Origin of the sequence: Brachybacterium fresconis (assembly GCF_017876515.1) — a bacterium.
Classification (GTDB): Bacteria; Actinomycetota; Actinomycetes; order Actinomycetales; family Dermabacteraceae; genus Brachybacterium; species Brachybacterium fresconis.
In genome coordinates, this window is the sequence record NZ_JAGIOC010000001.1 from 3,741,479 (window position 1) to 3,757,410 (window position 15,932).

General features: G+C 72.0%; 14 protein-coding genes. 9 read left to right on the forward strand and 5 right to left on the reverse strand.

The window, feature by feature from the left end:
- The first annotated feature begins 35 nt into the window (after positions 1 to 35).
- From JOF44_RS16585 to JOF44_RS16595, 3 genes are all read left to right on the forward strand, one after another.
- Complete coding sequence (locus tag JOF44_RS16585; RefSeq protein ID WP_209893970.1) at positions 36 to 962, forward strand: bile acid:sodium symporter family protein; 927 nt, start codon at positions 36 to 38, stop codon at positions 960 to 962.
- Between the two features lie 115 nt (positions 963 to 1,077).
- Complete coding sequence (locus JOF44_RS16590; protein ID WP_209893973.1) at positions 1,078 to 2,913, forward strand: ABC transporter ATP-binding protein; 1,836 nt, start codon at positions 1,078 to 1,080, stop codon at positions 2,911 to 2,913.
- Between the two features lie 35 nt (positions 2,914 to 2,948).
- Positions 2,949 to 3,737, forward strand: a complete 789-nt coding sequence (locus tag JOF44_RS16595) for a class I SAM-dependent methyltransferase (protein WP_209893976.1) — start codon at positions 2,949 to 2,951, stop codon at positions 3,735 to 3,737.
- Here the strand turns inward: JOF44_RS16595 and JOF44_RS16600 are convergent.
- Positions 3,703 to 4,662, reverse strand: a complete 960-nt coding sequence (locus tag JOF44_RS16600; RefSeq protein ID WP_209893979.1) for an arsenic resistance protein — start codon at positions 4,660 to 4,662, stop codon at positions 3,703 to 3,705. The genes JOF44_RS16595 and JOF44_RS16600 overlap by 35 nt on opposite strands.
- Positions 4,663 to 4,757: 95 nt before the next feature.
- On the opposite strand from JOF44_RS16600, the gene JOF44_RS16605 reads away from it, so the two are divergent.
- Genes JOF44_RS16605 through JOF44_RS16615 form a run of 3 tightly spaced genes read left to right on the forward strand, consistent with a single transcriptional unit; the run spans position 4,758 to position 7,847 of the window.
- Positions 4,758 to 5,996 carry an SPFH domain-containing protein gene (locus JOF44_RS16605; protein ID WP_209893982.1) on the forward strand — a complete coding sequence of 413 codons (1,239 nt, stop codon included), beginning with the start codon at positions 4,758 to 4,760 and terminating at the stop codon, positions 5,994 to 5,996.
- 6 nt (positions 5,997 to 6,002) lie between these two features.
- A complete protein-coding gene (locus tag JOF44_RS16610) occupies positions 6,003 to 7,475 on the forward strand; it encodes a TFIIB-type zinc ribbon-containing protein (protein ID WP_245348987.1) in 1,473 nt (490 codons plus the stop codon).
- Positions 7,476 to 7,526: 51 nt separating this feature from the next.
- Positions 7,527 to 7,847: a hypothetical protein gene (locus JOF44_RS16615; protein ID WP_209893985.1), complete on the forward strand. Its 321-nt coding sequence runs from the start codon at positions 7,527 to 7,529 to the stop codon at positions 7,845 to 7,847.
- 38 nt (positions 7,848 to 7,885) lie between these two features.
- On the opposite strand, the gene JOF44_RS16620 is transcribed toward JOF44_RS16615, so the two are convergent.
- Positions 7,886 to 9,136, reverse strand: a complete 1,251-nt coding sequence (locus JOF44_RS16620; protein ID WP_209893988.1) for a prolyl oligopeptidase family serine peptidase — start codon at positions 9,134 to 9,136, stop codon at positions 7,886 to 7,888.
- A gap of 40 nt (positions 9,137 to 9,176) precedes the next feature.
- Positions 9,177 to 10,058 carry an NAD(P)-dependent oxidoreductase gene (locus tag JOF44_RS16625; protein ID WP_209893991.1) on the reverse strand — a complete coding sequence of 294 codons (882 nt, stop codon included), beginning with the start codon at positions 10,056 to 10,058 and terminating at the stop codon, positions 9,177 to 9,179.
- An 89-nt stretch (positions 10,059 to 10,147) separates the two neighbouring features.
- On the opposite strand from JOF44_RS16625, the gene JOF44_RS16630 reads away from it, so the two are divergent.
- Positions 10,148 to 11,365, forward strand: coding sequence for an endonuclease/exonuclease/phosphatase family protein (locus tag JOF44_RS16630; RefSeq protein ID WP_209893994.1), 1,218 nt, complete (start codon positions 10,148 to 10,150; stop codon positions 11,363 to 11,365).
- A 53-nt stretch (positions 11,366 to 11,418) separates the two neighbouring features.
- Complete coding sequence (locus JOF44_RS16635; protein ID WP_209893997.1) at positions 11,419 to 12,273, forward strand: sulfurtransferase; 855 nt, start codon at positions 11,419 to 11,421, stop codon at positions 12,271 to 12,273.
- Here the strand turns inward: JOF44_RS16635 and JOF44_RS16640 are convergent.
- The gene (locus JOF44_RS16640; protein ID WP_209894000.1) at positions 12,270 to 14,057 is read right to left on the reverse strand and encodes an alpha/beta hydrolase; all 1,788 of its coding nucleotides are present in this window, start codon (positions 14,055 to 14,057) and stop codon (positions 12,270 to 12,272) included. The genes JOF44_RS16635 and JOF44_RS16640 overlap by 4 nt on opposite strands.
- 95 nt (positions 14,058 to 14,152) lie before the next feature.
- Here JOF44_RS16640 and JOF44_RS16645 point away from each other — a divergent pair, with 95 nt between their 5' ends.
- On the forward strand, positions 14,153 to 15,094 hold the full coding sequence (locus tag JOF44_RS16645; protein ID WP_209894003.1) for an NAD(P)-dependent oxidoreductase: 942 nt from the start codon (positions 14,153 to 14,155) through the stop codon (positions 15,092 to 15,094).
- A gap of 13 nt (positions 15,095 to 15,107) precedes the next feature.
- Here the strand turns inward: JOF44_RS16645 and mtnN are convergent, their stop codons facing one another.
- The gene (mtnN, locus tag JOF44_RS16650) at positions 15,108 to 15,863 is read right to left on the reverse strand and encodes a 5'-methylthioadenosine/S-adenosylhomocysteine nucleosidase (protein ID WP_209894017.1); all 756 of its coding nucleotides are present in this window, start codon (positions 15,861 to 15,863) and stop codon (positions 15,108 to 15,110) included.
- Positions 15,864 to 15,932 lie beyond the last annotated feature (69 nt).

The window sequence follows — 15,932 nt, forward strand, 5'->3', positions numbered from 1 at the left end:
TGCACGTTCCCAGAGCGGCCGCGTAGCCTGCCGGGGTGCATACGATCGAATCCCTGCTGGGCCTGCTGATCCAGGTCAGTGTCCCGGTCTTCGCGATCGCGTCGATGCTCTCCATGGGCCTGCGCACCCCGCTGCGCGCCTTCCGCAACCAGCTGCGCGACCGCCGCACCGTGTTCTCCGTGCTGGGGGCCAACTTCGTGGTGGTGCCCGCCGTCGGCACCCTGATCATCTGGATCCTGAACGGCCTGCTCCCGTACCAGACGGGGGAGGGCTTCATCATCGCCCTGTGCGCGGCCGGTGCCCCGTTCGTGCTGCAGCTGGGGGCGATGGCCCGCATCCCCTACGGCGAGACCGCCGGTCCGATGGCGGTGCTGCTGCTGGGGTCGATCGTGTTCATGCCGCTGGTGGTGCCCTTCGTGCTCCAGGACGTCGAGGTCGACGGCTGGGCCGTGGCCCGCCTGCTGCTGGGCACGATGCTCTCGCCGATGATCGCCGGCATCGTCATCGCGGCCGTGTGGCCGAAGCGGTCGGACCAGTTCGCGCGCGTCGCCGGCAGCGTCGCCGCCGTCTCCGCGGTGCTCATGTTCCTCTCCGGCTTCGGCTCCAACACGGGGCTCGTGCTGAGCCTCGTGCTCTCCCCGGCGATCCTGGTCGCCGTCGGCCTGGTGGCGATCGCCTTCGTCGCGGGCCGGATCTCCGGCGACCTCGCCGGGGACACCCTCACCGTCGACGACGGGCCCGCGATCCTCACCAGCCAGCGCAACATCGCCGCGGCCCTGCTGGTGGCGCGCACCGGGTCCGGCGACGGCTCGATCGTGGTGGCGATCCTGCTGCTGAGCGCCGTCGGCTTCGTGATGCTCGTGCCCTACGCCCTGGCCTCCGGGGTGATCCGCCGCCGCCGGGCGGGGGAGCGGGCCACCCTCGGCGTGCTGCTGGGCGTGGTGGGCCCGAAGTCCGACTGATCGCGCTCCTCGCGCGTCGATTCGCCCAAGGGCTCCACCCCTTTCGCTGTGGGCGTCACCCCGGGAGCCCTCGACCTCTGGTCGCCCCCGGTCGCATCGCCTAGGGTCGTGCGACGTGTCGTCCCTGCTGCGCATCGTCCGCTTCACCCGGTCCCTGGCCCCGCTGTACACCGCTGTCATCGCGTGCTCGGTGCTCACCGCCGCGGCGGGACTGGCCGTCCCCTTCCTGATCGGCTACGCGACCGACACGGTCTCCGGCGCCGTCACCGAGGGGGACGACGTCTCCACCGCGGTGCGCACCGTCGTGCTGATCGCCGCCGCGGTGCTCCTCGCCGAGCTGATCACCACGGTGGTCTCCAACGTCGGCGGCTGGTTCGGCGACGTCATGAGCAACCGGATGCGCACGATCCTCTCGGTGCGCTACTACGACAAGCTGCTCCACCTGCCCCAGCGCTGGTTCGACGGCGAGATCACCGGCACCATCGTCGCCCGGCTGAACCGGTCGATCACCGAGGTCACGAACTTCGTGAAGATGATGTCGAACTCCTTCGCCTCGATGCTCATCACCACGTTCGCGGTGCTCGTCATCAGCGCCTGGTACGCCTGGCCGCTGACGGCGCTGCTGCTGGTCGTCTTCCCCGTCTACGTCTGGCTGACCTCCCTGACCTCGGTGAAGTGGCAGCGGCTGGAGGCGGAGAAGAACGAGCAGGTGGATATCGCCTCGGGACGGTTCGCCGAGGTCGTCGGGCAGATCCGCGTGGTGAAGTCCTTCGTGCGCGAGCGCGGGGAGCTCTCGGACTTCGCCCGCCGCTTCGGCTCCACCGATGACACGACCCGAGAGCAGTCCGCGCACTGGCACCGCATGGACGTGATCCGTCGTGCCTTCCTGAACCTCGTCTTCTTCGGCATCTACGTGATCATCTTCGTGCGCACGGTCCAGGGACAGTTCTCCCTCGGCGAGATGGTGCTGCTGATCCAGCTGATGAGCATGGCCAAGGCCCCCGTGGAGTCGATGAGCTTCGTGATCGACTCCGCCCAGCGGGCGCTGGCCGGCTCGCGCGACTACTTCCGGGTGATGGAGACGGAGGTGGACCCGCGCACCGCCGCGCTGATGGCGGCCCATCCGACCGACGGCGCGACGACCGACGGCGAGGCGATCGATGCCCCGGTCGAGCCGGTGCCCGGCGCCCCCGTGATCTCCTTCCGCGAGGTCGACTTCGCCTACGAGGCGGACGAGGACGTGCTGCACGGGATCGACTTCCGCGTCGATCGCGGCGAGAAGGTCGCCCTGGTCGGCGAGTCCGGCGGCGGGAAGTCCACCATCGTGAACCTGCTGCTGGGCCTGTACGAACCGCGGCAGGGGAGCATCGAGGTGGTGGGGCGACCCAGCGCGGACCTGCCCCTGGACCAGCTGCGCTCGCGGATCGGCGTCGTCTTCCAGGACGCCTCGCTGTTCTCCGGCACGATCCGGGAGAACATCGCCTACGGTCGCCCCGAGGCGAGTGACGAGGACGTGGTCCTGGCCGCGCGCGGTGCCAATGCCGAAGCCTTCGTCCAGCGCTTCCCGGACGGCTACGAGCAGGTGATCGGCGAACGCGGCCTGAAGCTCTCGGGCGGCCAGCGCCAGCGCATCGCGGTGGCCCGCGCGATCCTCAAGGACGCCCCGGTGCTGGTGCTCGACGAGGCCACCTCCGCGCTGGACACCAAGGCCGAGATCCAGGTGCAGAAGGGGCTGGACGAGCTGATGACCGGGCGCACCTCGCTGATCATCGCCCATCGCCTCTCGACGATCGCCGAAGTGGACCGCATCATCACCTTGCGCGACGGGAACATCGACGAGATCGGCAGCCCCGCCGAGCTCGCCACCAGCGGCGGCATCTACGCCCAGCTGCTGGCCCTGCAGAGCTCCGGCGACACCCGGCGCCTGGCGAAGTACGACATCACGGGCTGAGGCCGGACCGTGCACGGCCGCGGCAGGATGGAACCATGAGCACCTTCCACCGCGTCGCGGACGCGTACTGCCGATCCTTCGCGACGCTCTGCGCCGGCACCATCCCGGCCCTGCTGGAGGCGACCGCGCCGGCCACGGACCACCTCGACGTCGGCTGCGGCACGGGCGATCTCGCGCTCGCCGCCGCGCGGGAGGGCCGGCGGGTCCTCGGCGTGGACCCGGACCCGGACATGGTGTCCCTCGCCGGCCGGGCCGCATCGTCGGCCGGGGCGGACATCGACCTTCTCGGAGCCGGGGCGCCGACGCTCCCGCTCGCCGACTCCTCCGCCGCGACCGTCACCGCGAACTTCGTCGTCAACCATGTGCCCGATCCGCGCGCCACGGTGCAGGACCTGGCGCGGGTCGCCGCGCCGTCGGCCCCGATCGCGATGACCATCTGGCCCGCCGCCCCCGGGCCTCACCTGGCGGCCTACGCACAGGCCGCGACCGCGGCGGGTGCCGTCGCGGTGCCGAGCACGCGCCTGCCGGAGCACCTCGATCTCCCACGCTCCGCCGACGGCCTGGTAACTATGGCGGAGGAGGTCGGGCTGCGGGTGCTACGGTCCGAGGAGATCTCGTGGACCTGGAGGATCGCGGCCGATGACCTGATGGCCGGGATCGCGGGCGGCGTCGCCACCCCGGGGCGGATCCATGGAGCGCAGACCCCGGCGGTGCGCGCCGACATCGAGGCCCGGGTGCGCGCGCTGTGGAGCGAGTACAGGACGGACGACGGACTGCTCGCCTTCCCGGTCACCGCCGCCCTGGTGGTCGCCGCCCGTCCCTGATCAGCTGCGGCAGGATCCGCACCAGCAGCACCATGCCCAGCAGCTCGACGAGGGTCTGGGTGACCACCGCCGCCGGCGCCACGGGGATCGGCAGAGCGAGGGCCAGCGGCAGCACCACCAGGGAGTTGCGGGTCGCGCCGGAGAAGGTCAGCGCCCGCGCCGACGGCACGTCCAGACGGGCGAGGCGGCTGATCACGATCCCGGCGGCCGTGGCGAGCACCAGGAACGCGACGTAGACGGGCACCAGCGCAAGCAGGGTCGTCCCCATCCCCAGCACGCGCGGCGTCTGGGAGCTGACCACCGTGAGCAGCGTCAGCATCATCAGGGGGATCATCGCCGCCGAGAGGTCCCAGCGCGGGGCGAGGCGCTGGATCAGCGCCGCGGCCAGCAGCGGCAGCAGGATGAGCAGGATCAGGGCCCGCAGGAAGGGGGCAGGGGTGAACAGCCCGGTCGTCGCGTCGCCGGCGAGCAGCGGCACCAGCACCGGCAGGGCGAGCATCTGGACGAGCATGAGCAGCGGAGTCGCGGCCAGCAGCTGCTCCTTCGCCCCGCCTGCGACGGCCGTGAACACGATGACGTAGTCCACGCAGGGGGCGAGCAGCACCAGCAGTGCGGGCACCAGCAGCTCGGGGGTTCCCGCCAGCGGGCGGGTGATCGCCAGCACCAGCAGCGGCACTGCCACGAAGTTCACCGCCAGCAGCGTGAGCAGGAAGCGTCGGTCCTGCGCGGCGCCACCCAGCTCGCGCAGCGGCACCCCGTGGAAGGTGACCAGCAGCAGGGCCGCGATCACGGGCTCGACGGCGACCTCGAGCGGCTGCGAGACACCGGGCAGCAGCGCTCCGAGCCCGATCCCCGCCCCGATCGCGAGCAGATAGATCGGCACCTGGTGCTCCTCGAGCACGCCGCGGACCGATTGCTGCGCCATGTCGGGAACCGTACTGCGCGGATCCAGGGGATGTTCGGGGCGCGCGGGATAGCATGGCCGGGTCCACACGCTTCGGGGGAGACGAAGGAGATCACATGGGATTCATCCAGGCATTCAAAGGAGCTGTCGGCGGGATGCTCGCCGATCAGTGGAAGGACTTCCTGACCGTCCCGAACGGGCTCCCGCAGACGGCGGCACTGTTCCCGGCGGTCCCGCAGGGCACCAACGCCGGGCGCGGATCCAACACCCGCGGCTCCGAGAACATCATCTCCAACGGCTCGAAGATCCTGGTTCCCCAGGGGTACGGCCTGGTCACCGTGGTCGATGGTCGGGCGACGGGCCTGATCACCGAGGCCGGCGGCTACGAGTTCAACGACTCCTCGCCGGATGCGCGCTCCGTCTTCGCCGGGGACGAGATGCTCGCCTCGACGGTGGGGACCTCGTGGGAGCGCTTCAAGTTCGGCGGCCGCCCCTCCTCGCAGCAGCTCGCCTTCTACGTGAGCCTGAAGGAGATCCCGGGCAACAAGTTCGGCACCCAGTCGGAGATCTACTGGGACGACGCCTATCTCAACGCGCAGGTGGGTGCGGTCTGCCGCGGCTCGTACACGCTGCGGATCATCGACCCGCTGCTGTTCGTGCACAACTTCGTGCCGGCCACCTTCATCTCCGCGAACGCCCCGGTCTTCGACTTCTCCGACGTCGACAACGCCGCCGGGTCCCAGCTGTTCCGCGAGGTCGTCGGCTCGCTCGCCGCGGCCTTCTCGCGCTACACGAACGATCCCGACAAGGGCAACCGCATCTCCCGCATCCAGGGCGACTCGGTCGGCTTCGCACAGTCGCTCTCGGCCGCCGTCGAGGAGGGCTACCGCTGGTCCAGCGATCGCGGTCTCGCGATCGTGAAGACCGCCATCGTCTCGATCGAGTACGACCAGCGCACCCGCGAGCTGCTGGCCGACGTGCAGAAGGCCGACGCGCTCTCCGGCGCCCGCTCGCAGTCCTTCATGAATCAGGCCGCCGCTCGCGGTGTGGAGTCCGCCGGGGAGACCGGCGGCGGTGCGGGCCTGGCCATGTTCGGGGCGGGCATGGGTGCTGCCGGCGGCATGGTCAATCCCGCCCAGCCGTGGTCCCCGCCGGGTCAGCAGGGCCAGCCGCAGCAGCAGGCGGCCCCGCAGCAGCAGGGTCAGCCCCAGCAGCAGGGCCAGCCGCAGCAGCAGGCCGCCCCCGCCCAGGACGATCCGGTGGCCAAGCTCGCCCAGTACAAGGAGATGCTGGAGAAGGGCCTGATCACCGACGAGGACTACGAGGCGGCGAAGAAGGCCGCGCTCGGCCTCTGATCAGACATGTCCCAGCCTCCCGAGGACGCGCCATGGGCGCGGCCGCCCGACCCCGACCGAGCGCCGCAGGGCGATCAGCCGGCACAGTCCGGCCCGTCGGCCGCCTCTGACGACGGGCGCTTCGCCGCGCCCGGCGGTGGGAGCGCCGCCCCCGGTTCCCTGCCCGAGTGGCCGGGCGCCCAGGGCGGGGCCGGGCAGGGCAGGCCCCCGCAGCAGGCCGCGGGTCAGCAGCCGCAGATGCTCGGCGACGAGTCCGTCGACGGGGCGGCGCAGGCCGCGCAGAAGCACTCCAGCGAACGCATCATCGACACCAGCTCGGGCAAGGCCGACGGGCTGAGCAAGTGCCCGCGGTGCGGCAGCACGGACATCCAGTACTCGCTCACCCAGAAGGCTCTGGTGTGCGCCTACTGCCGCCACGCGTGGAACGAGGAGAACGCGGAGGAGGCCTTCGGGCTCGATTCCTCGATCGCGGATCTGCGCGGCGCCACCATGGCCTCCGGCACGGCCGATGTCCGCGAGGACCTCACGGTGATGACCCTGAAGTGCCAGGGCTGCGGTGCGGAGATCGTGATCAACGTGGACCAGGAGCTGCAGGCCCGCTGCCACTGGTGCCGCCAGACCCTGTCGGTGAACTCCCAGATCCCCAACGGCGCGGTGCCGGATGCGGTGCTGCCCTTCCAGCTCACCCGCGAGGAGGCCGTCGAGCGGATCGACGCCTTCGCCGGCAAGCGCAAGGCCTTCGCCCAGGGACGCTTCAAGCAGGAGTTCGTGCCCGACAACGTGATGGGCGTGTACATCCCGTACCTGGTGGTCGACGGCAACATGCATGCCGTCCTCGCCGGCCGCGGCGAGCTGACCACCCGGCAGTACACGGTGCGCACCGGCAGCGGGGACAACGCCCGGTCGGAGACCTTCTACGACGCGGACGTCTTCTCGGTCCAGCGGGCCTTCGATCTGCTGGTCGACGACCTCACGGTCGAGTCCGCGCAGCGCTTCGACATCCACGACAGCACGCAGGCGACCAACAACATCCTCGGCGCTGTGCGGCCCTACGACGTCGAGAACGCCGTCGCGTACAACTCCAACTACCTCAAGAACTTCACCTCCGAGCGCCGTGACCTCAACATCCGCGACGTCGACGACGAGGTGGAGGACAAGTTCCTGGCGATCGCCCGCGCCAAGGCGCTGCCGACGATCAGCCAGTACGACCGCGGCGTGCGCTGGACGGAGGAGGGCGTGGCCGTGCACGGCACCCGCTGGGTCGCCGTGTACGTGCCGGTGTGGCTGTACAGCTACGCCGACTCCGCCCAGGGCGAGGGCTCGCTGGTCCACTACATCGCGGTCAACGCCCGTAACGGCAACACGATGGGCTCGGTGCCCGTCTCCCACCCCAAGATCTTCGCGGCGGCCTGCGCAGCGGGTTCGGTGGCCGCCGTGATCGGCGCCGTGGTCGGCTTCGGCTGGTTCCTGGCGGGATGATGAGGAGGCCGACGGTGATGATCCGGCGAGACGACGAACGGAGCGTGGACGATGTTCCCCCTGCTGGCTGAGCTGGCCGCTGACCCGGTCACCCCGATGCTGCTGGCCGACTCCGGCGACGGGGCCATCGGCATCGCGTTCCCCTTCATCGCCGGGCCGGCGGTGTTCGCGGCCGTCTACGGCGGCATCTACCGGTACTACCGCAATACCGACAAGCGCCACCATTTCGAGCGCGACACCGACGTCGCCGTCGGCAACCTCCGCAGCGGCGACCGCAAGGTCGGCAGCAACAACCGTCAGAAGTCGCGCACCATGGCCAGCGAGAACTCCACCGATCACCTCCAGCGGGTCCGTCGCATCTCGGTGGAGTGAGAGGTGGGCCCGGCCCCTGACCCTGGCCGCTTGCCCGCTCAGAGCTCCTGCGCGCTCATCCACTCCCACAGGCTCTGCCCGTCGTGGGCGGGATCGTTGCGGGCCGCGTAGATCCAGGAGAAGTGCCCGGGATACTGCACGTCTTCCCAGGTCACGGTCTCGTACAACGACATGATCGATCCCTCGATCAGCTCGTGGGCGTGGACCGTGTTGGCCTGCGGATCCACGGTGCCGTCGTCGGCCGAGGCGATCAGCCAGGTCGGGACGGCGATCTCCCGCAGCTCCGCATCGGAGATCAGCGGCCCGGGGGAGTCGTAGTACTCCTGGACCACCCCGCAGATCGGGACCGCGGAGGCGTAGACGCCCGGATTCTCCACCACCATCTTCAAGGTCATGTATCCGCCGTTGCTGCACCCGGTGACGTGGATCCGGTCGCGGTCGATCGGATGGTCGGCGGCGACCTCCTCGATGATCTCGTCGATCAGGGGCTCGAAGGCGGGGCCGTCGAGCATCCAGGCCGACGGGCACTGCGGGGCCACCACGTACGCGCCGCCGAAGAGCTCCTGGGCGGCCTCGGTGGCCACGCCGAGCGCGCCGCGGTTAGCCCGCAGCTGCGTCTCGTTGTCGTAGTAGGTCGTGCCGTCCGCGGTGAAGCCGCCCTCCCCGCCGCCGTGCAGCCACACCACCAGCGGGAGCTCGTCGGACCGTCCCCGCTGCGGCGGGCTGAACAGCCGGTAATTGGTCCCGGAGGCCGCGACGTGGGCGGTGAACGCGTCGACCTCGGGGTTCACGAGCTCACCCTGCGTGAACGAGGCGATGGTCCCGTGCACGCTGCTGCGAGTGGGCAGCGGGGCGTTCTGGGTGATCGTGTACTCGAGGTCGAGCTGCACGTTGCGCGAGGCGTCGCCCATCCAGTCCAGGGTGGTCGCGCCGTCGACGCCGTCGCCGTGCTCGAGGGCGAGGGTGATGCGGCCCCGGTGGTCCGCGTGCGCGGCGGTCACCGGACGATCGAGGTCGAAGGCGACCTTCCCGGTCAGCGGGTTGGTGCCGCGCGCATGCACGGTGAAGGTGGGGACGGGCAGCTCGCCGGTGGGCAGACCGCCCCGGCGGGAGGCATCGATCGTCACCGACACCACCTGCTCCCCGCCGTCGAGGACCTCGGCATCGAGGGTGAAGGTCGCCGAGCGCTCGGACGGGGGAGCCGCGAGGGCGGCAGGGACGAGGCCGACGGTCGCGGTGGCCGCGGCGCCGGCGGCGAAAAGGGTGCGGCGGGGGACGGGGTTGCTCATGGGAGCTCCTCGGTGGGGGCCAGGGGTGTCCCGCGTCACGTTACTCCCCGGTGTGCTCGGCCTCCTCCAGCAGGATCGTGGAGAAGTCGTCGTCCCCGTGCCCGGCCGCGATCTCGGCGTCCAGCGAGGCCAGAGCTGCGCGCAGCGCGGGCAGATCCGTACCGGGACGGGGGCCGGCGTCGTCGGCGGACGCGTCGACCGTGTCGATCATCAGATAGGCGTCCTTGGCGATCGCGTCGGCCGTGAAGTCGCCGCCGTCGGTGCTGCGCTCGCCGCGCACGAACGGCCCCTTCATCCCGGCGATGAAGGCGAGGCCGGTGCCGCCGAGCATCCCGAGGGTCTCCTCGGCCGAGGCCCCGGCGGATTCGCCGAGCGCGAGCGCTTCGCGCAGTCCCTGCGCGCTGACCGCGAGGGCCAGATTCGCCAGCAGCTTGCCGGTGGCGGCCCGGCGGCCGGAGTCCACGCCGTGCAGACGCTCCGGATCGGCCCACGGGGCCACCAGGTCCAGCACCAGGGCGCGTCGAGCCTCGTCCGGGGTGCCGACGTACACGCCGAGCGCACCGGCGCGGGCCGGACCCAGCGAGCCGACCACCGGCACGCCGACGTAGGTGGGGACCGCGGCGGCGAACTCGTCGGCGTCGGCGGGGGAGACGGTGGTGGTGTCGACCCACGGGACGCCGCGGGGGATGATTCCGGGTGCGATCACGCTCTCGCGCACGGCCTCCGGGCCGAACAGCGAGGTGATGATCAGCTCGGCGCCGTCCACCGCCTGAGCCGGGCTGGAGGCGACCTTCGCGCCCGCCTCGGCGAGACGCGCAGTGCGCTCGCTCGTGCGGTTCCACACGGTCAGCTGGTGGTCGGGGATCAGGTGGAGGGCCAGTTCGGTGCCCATGCGGCCGGTGCCCAGGAACGCGATTCTCATATCCCCAGTCTCGCATCACCTCTGGGAACGTTCACAAAGGGCCGTGTCCCGTTTGTCGAGCGGTGGCTGAATCCTGCACAATGGAGACCATGCCCTCGATCTTCAGCCGCCGCCGCGCGCTCGCGGTCGCCGCCGCCGCAGGTCTCGGCCTGCCCGCCGCCGCCCACGCCGAGCCGAACCCGGCCTACCGGGGCGGACCGTTCGAGAACCTGCGCGTGGCCACGTTCAACGTGTCGCTGAACCGCCCCGAGGAGGGCGAGCTGCTGCGCGATCTCGAATCCGGTCAGGACGAGCAGGTCCGCGCGGTCGCCGAGGTCATCCAGATCAACAACCCCGACGTCATCCTGCTCAATGAGTTCGATCACGACGAGGACGGCGCCGGGATCGAGCTCTTCCGCCGCAACTACCTCGAGGTCGGCCAGAACGGGCGCACCCCCGTCTACTACCCCTACGCCTTCAGCGCCCCCGTCAACACCGGGGTGCCCAGCGAGCTCGACCTCGACGGCGACGGCACCGTCGGCGGCCCGGGCGACGCCTGGGGCTTCGGCGAGTTCCCCGGCCAGTACGGGATGGTCGTCTTCTCCCGCCACCCGATCCTCACCGAGCAGGTGCGCACCTTCCAGAAGCTGCGCTGGGCGGACATGCCCAGCAACCTGCTGCCCACAGAGTTCTACAGCGCCGAGGCCGCCGCCGCGCTGCGCCTGAGCTCGAAGTCGCACTGGGACGTCCCGGTGCAGATCGGCACCGCCACGCTGCACGTGCTCGCCGCCCACCCCACGCCGCCCAGCTTCGATGGGCCGGAGAAGCGAAATCAGCGCCGCAACAGCGACGAGATCCGCCTGTGGGCCGACTACCTCAGCCCCGGTCGCCGCTCGCAGTGGATCGTCGACGACGCCGGCACGCGGGGCGGGCTCGCCCCCAGCGAACCCTTCGTGGTCCTCGGCGACTACAACTCCGATCCCGTCGACGGCGACTCCTGGCCGGGAGCGATCGACCAGCTGCTGCACCATCCCCGCATCCGCGACACCAAGCCGACCAGCGCGGGTGCCGTCGAGGCCGCCGAGCTCCAGGGCGGGGCGAACGCCGAGCACACCGGAGAGGCCCGCTACGACACCGCGGACTTCGCGGACGACGCCCCCGGGAATCTGCGGGTGGACTACGTCCTGCCCGCCAAGGAGCTCCAGGTAGCGTCCTCCGCCGTCTACTGGCCCGAGCAGGGCACCCCGGGCGGCGAGCTGACCGGTGAGGACCCGTTCCCCACCTCGGACCACCGCCTGGTGCGTGCGGACCTGCAGATCACGCCCTGATCTGCCCTCCCGGGTCTCGCCGGGTGCGACCCGCGGCGCGTAGGATTCCGGTCATGCCCCCTACCGCGCTCGCCCCGATCATCGACGTCGCCCAGCTCCGCGAGCTGCTCGAGACCGCCCCGTCCGCCGGCGAGGGCGCGCTCCACCTGCTGGACGTGCGCTGGGCCCTGGACGGTTCGAAGAGCCATCGCACCTACCTCGCGGGGCACCTGCCCGGCGCGGTCTACGTCGACCTCGACACCGAGCTGGCGGCCCCCGCCCGTGCCGACGCCGGGCGCCACCCGTTGCCCGCCCCCGAGGACTTCGCCGCCTCGCTGCGCCGCGCCGGCGTCACCGCCGGATCCCGCGTGGTCGCCTATGACGACACCACCGGAGCGCCGGCCGGGCGTCTGGTGTGGATGCTGCGTGCGCTCGGCCACGACGCCGCCGTGCTCGACGGGGGACTCGCGGCCTGGGACGGGGAGCTCGCCACCGACGAGGTGCGGCCGACGGAGGGCGACGTGCCCGCCCGGGCGTGGCCGGCCACGCAGATCGCCACGGCCGACGAGGTCGCCTCCGGGAGCTCCCTGGTCATCGACGCCCGCGCTCCCGAGCGCTACCGCGGCGAGGTCGAGCCCGTCGACCCTCGCGCCGGCCACATCCCCGGGGCCGTGAACCTGCCCTTCACCGGCAACCTGGGCGAGGACGGCACCTTCCTCACCCCCGAGGAGCTGCGCGGACGCTTCGAGGCCGCCGGCGTGGGAGGCGAGCAGGAGGCGATCGTCTACTGCGGCTCCGGGGTGACCGCCGCGCACGACGTCCTCGCCCTGCAGCGCGCGGGCTTCGACCGGGTGCGGCTGTTCCCCGGCTCCTGGTCGCAGTGGAGCGCCGACCCCGCCCGCCCGGTCGCCACCGGCGCGAAGCCCTAGGCTCTGGGGTCGGACGCGCGGATGGCCTTCACGATCGCCCCGTGACGGTTGCGTCGCGTGTGCGGATCCGGCCCGTCCTGTCCGAGCACGGAGGCCCAGATCGGCACCATCTCCTCGTGATAGGCGTGCCCGTGGCCGCCGGTGACGCTGATCGACAGCGGCATGTCCGCCGCGAGCTGCCAGAACGTGATCCAGGGGAACCAGCGGATCGCCGGCGTGACATCGTGCCCCACGCGCTGGCGCAGCCAGGCCGGCTCCTCCCACATCAGTGAGGGCCGCCACCAGGCGACGGGATCCGAGGGGTGCTGGGCGTAGACCACCCGCGGGTGCTGCCACGGCTCGTACAGCCCGCCGAAGTAGTTGCGCTCCAGGTCGCGGGGACGCGTGACCACGCGGACGTGGCGCCCGTGCTCGAGGATCGGGGCGATCGCGGGAGCACCGTCCCGGCTGCGGGCGGCGAGCTCCCGCCACAGCGGGGCGAAGCTCGGTGTGCCCGTCCACACCGCCCCGTCGACCGACGTGAGCATCTCCTGCAGATCCCGGAACGCCGCCTGCCCGCCGAAGGAGCCCAGCGACTCCCCGGCGACGAACAGGCGCGGCCGGGACCCGTCGGGCATCGCATCCAGGCGCCGCCGCACCGCATCGAACAGCAGGTGCCCCGCTCGCCGCGGGGTGCGGCGGTCCGCCAGGAAGCTCAGGGCGCTGGAGTAGACCGAGTACTGCAACGAGGCGGTGGCGCAGTTCCCGCCGGTGAGGAACTCGATCGCGGACAGCGACCATTCCTGCAGCCAGCCGGTGCCGGTCCCGGTGAACAGCACCAGCACGTCCCGGTCCCAGGCGCCGGTGCGGTCCAGCTCCGCCAGCACCGCCTCCACGGTCTGCTCGAGGGTGCGGGAGGTGGATTTGCCCGCATACACCCGGATCGGCTCGATCGCCCTCTCGCCGGTGGCGGCCGCGATCGTCTCCGGCGTCGGCCCGGAGGAGACGATCTTGCGGCCGGGGGCGCCGAGCGACTGCCAGGTCTCCAGGGAATCAGGGCTGCCGGAGCGCAGCGGTGAGCTCGGCCGCGGCACGTCCGGGGAGATCAGCCGGTTCGCGGCCTCGGCCCGCTCGAGCATCTGCTCCAGCACCTGGCCGCGCAGCAGGCGCTCGGCGAGCACGGTGACGGTCGCGACGGTCAGGACCAGGGAGACGGCGCCGACCGCCCGGCGCGGGAGATAGGGCCGCAGTAGCGCCCGGTACAGGTGCGCGGTGGCGATCACGCCGCGCACCACCGCCAGCGCGCCGAGCGATGCGGAGACGCCGCCGACCGTGCCGACCACATGGGTGGAGAGGTTCTTGGGCTCGGCCTGGACGAGATGGCTGATCTCCCGCTGCCGCAGCACCCCGCGCACCCAGGAGTAGGCCGAGATGCTCAGCAGGGCCCCGGCGCCGACCCAGCGCGCCCGCTCCTGCCGGTCCTCGGCGATGTCCACCTCGAGCCCCAGGGTGTCCATGACCCGACGGACCACCTTCTCCGCGACCACCCCGGTGGCGTAGCCGTAGATCTGCGAGAGCCCGAAGTTGGTGGTCCACATCCACCAGGTGCGCGGCAGCAGGCTCGGCGACGTCGAGATCCACGTGGTCATCGAGGCGCCGAGGAACCCGCCGGGGGACAGCGGCCTCGCGATCGCGGTGCGCCGCACCCGACGCTCCGTGCGCCGGGACACGGTGCGCAGGACGTGCACGGCGTCGCCGAGTGCTCTGCCGAGGGTCGTCACGGACGCTCCGGAGCCAGATCGCATGGTCGCGATCGTATCGGACCGTGCCTGATCGGTCAGCGGCGCCCGGGCGGTGGGCATCCTGCCCGCCGACGTCGGTCCCGCCGTAGCCTGGGGCCATGAAGATCCTGCTCCCTGACACCATGCCGCTGGACCCCGCCCTGCCGGAGGGCTGGGAGGCCGTCACCGTCGACGCCCGTGCCGAGATCCCCGCCGCGCATCACGACGCCGACGTCCTGGTGGTCTGGGGCGCCTCCCGCCGGCATCTCGCGTCCGCCGCCGAGAACCTGGACCGGCTGCGCCTGGTGCAGTCGCTGTCGGCCGGGGTCGACGGGATCCTCGCCGGCGGCTTCCGCTCGGACATCACGATCGCCGCGGGCGCCGGACTGCACTCGCTGACCGTGAGCGAGCACGCGCTCGCGCTGCTGCTGAGCCTGCTGCGCCGCCTGCCCGAGGCCCGCGAGGCGCAGGCCCGCCACGAGTGGTCCTCCGAGCTCGGTGGCCTGCAGCCGCTGCACCCCGAGGGCCGGATCACCTCGCTGATCGGAGCGACGGTGCTGATCTGGGGGTTCGGGCAGATCGGACGGACCCTCGCCCCGACGCTGACGGCGCTGGGCGCCGAGGTGCGCGGCGTCGCCCGCAGCGCCGGCACCCGCGACGGCTACGAGGTGATCGCCGAGTCCGACGTGCTGGACGCCCTGGGGGAGGTCGACGTGCTCATCGACATCCTCCCGGCCACCGAGGCGACCGCCGGAGCCGTCGGCCGCGAGGCGCTGGCCGCCCTGCCCGATCACGCCGTCCTGATCAACGTCGGCCGCGGTGCCACGGTGGACCAGGTCGCCCTGCGCGAGGCGCTCGAGGCGGGCACGCTCGGCAGCGCCGGGATCGACGTCACCGACCCCGAGCCGCTGCCGGAGGCGGACCCGCTGTGGGACGCACCGCGCCTGCTGATCACCCCGCACGGGGCCGGCGGTCGCCCGGTCGGGGCCGACGAGCGGATCCGCCAGAACGTCCGAGCGCTCGTGGACGGCACCGAGATCCTGCACGCCGCCGCACGCTGAGGCGGCCGTCCGCTCAGGCGGCGAGGGAGCGGGCGAACTCCTCGACGGCGCGGGCCGAGGTCTCCGAGACCAGGTCGAGCTCGAGGTGGAACTGCTGTCCGGCCGCCGGGCCGCACAGATCCGAGACCGCCCGCAGGGCCACGAACGGCACGCCCAGGGCGGCAGCGGTGCGCGCGCTCGCGGTGGTCTCCATGTCGGCGCTCAGCGCGGCGGGGAACCGCTCCCGCATGGGCTCCGCGATCGCGGCGGTCACGAAGGCGTCCCCGGAGAGCATGAGTCCGCGTCGGTGACCCGGCCCCTGCGCGCCGCCGGGCACCGTCGGACCGGCAGCGCGTCCCGCCGCGTCCTCGGCGGCGGCGGCCCACGCGTCCTCGGCGAGGAAGCGCTCCGGGCCTCCGGGAACCTGCCCGGGGGCGTAGCCGAAGGCCGTGGCGTCGGCGATCGAGTAGGTGAAGGCGTCCCCGACGATCAGCGTGCCCACCTCCACGTCTGCCGCGAGTCCTCCGCAGGAGCCGGCGGCGATCACGACCCGCGGGCGGTGGGCGAGGATGCCCCAGGTGGCTGCCGCGGTCGCGGCGGCGATGCCGATGCCCGTGGTCACCACGACGCTCTCGCATCCGGCGAGCGTGCCGCGCACGGCGGTGACCCCGTCGGCGAAGGGCGTCCACAGAGGTTCCGGCCCTTCGAGGCGGGAGGTCACCGCGGCGGCTTCCTCCGCCATCGCGGCGAGCACCAGGAGCGGTCCGGTCGGATCATGGGACGTCGTCATGACCAAAAGGATATCGGCGCGCGCTGGGGGCGCGGCGTCCCAGCCCGGTTCGTTACGCTGGAGGCATCC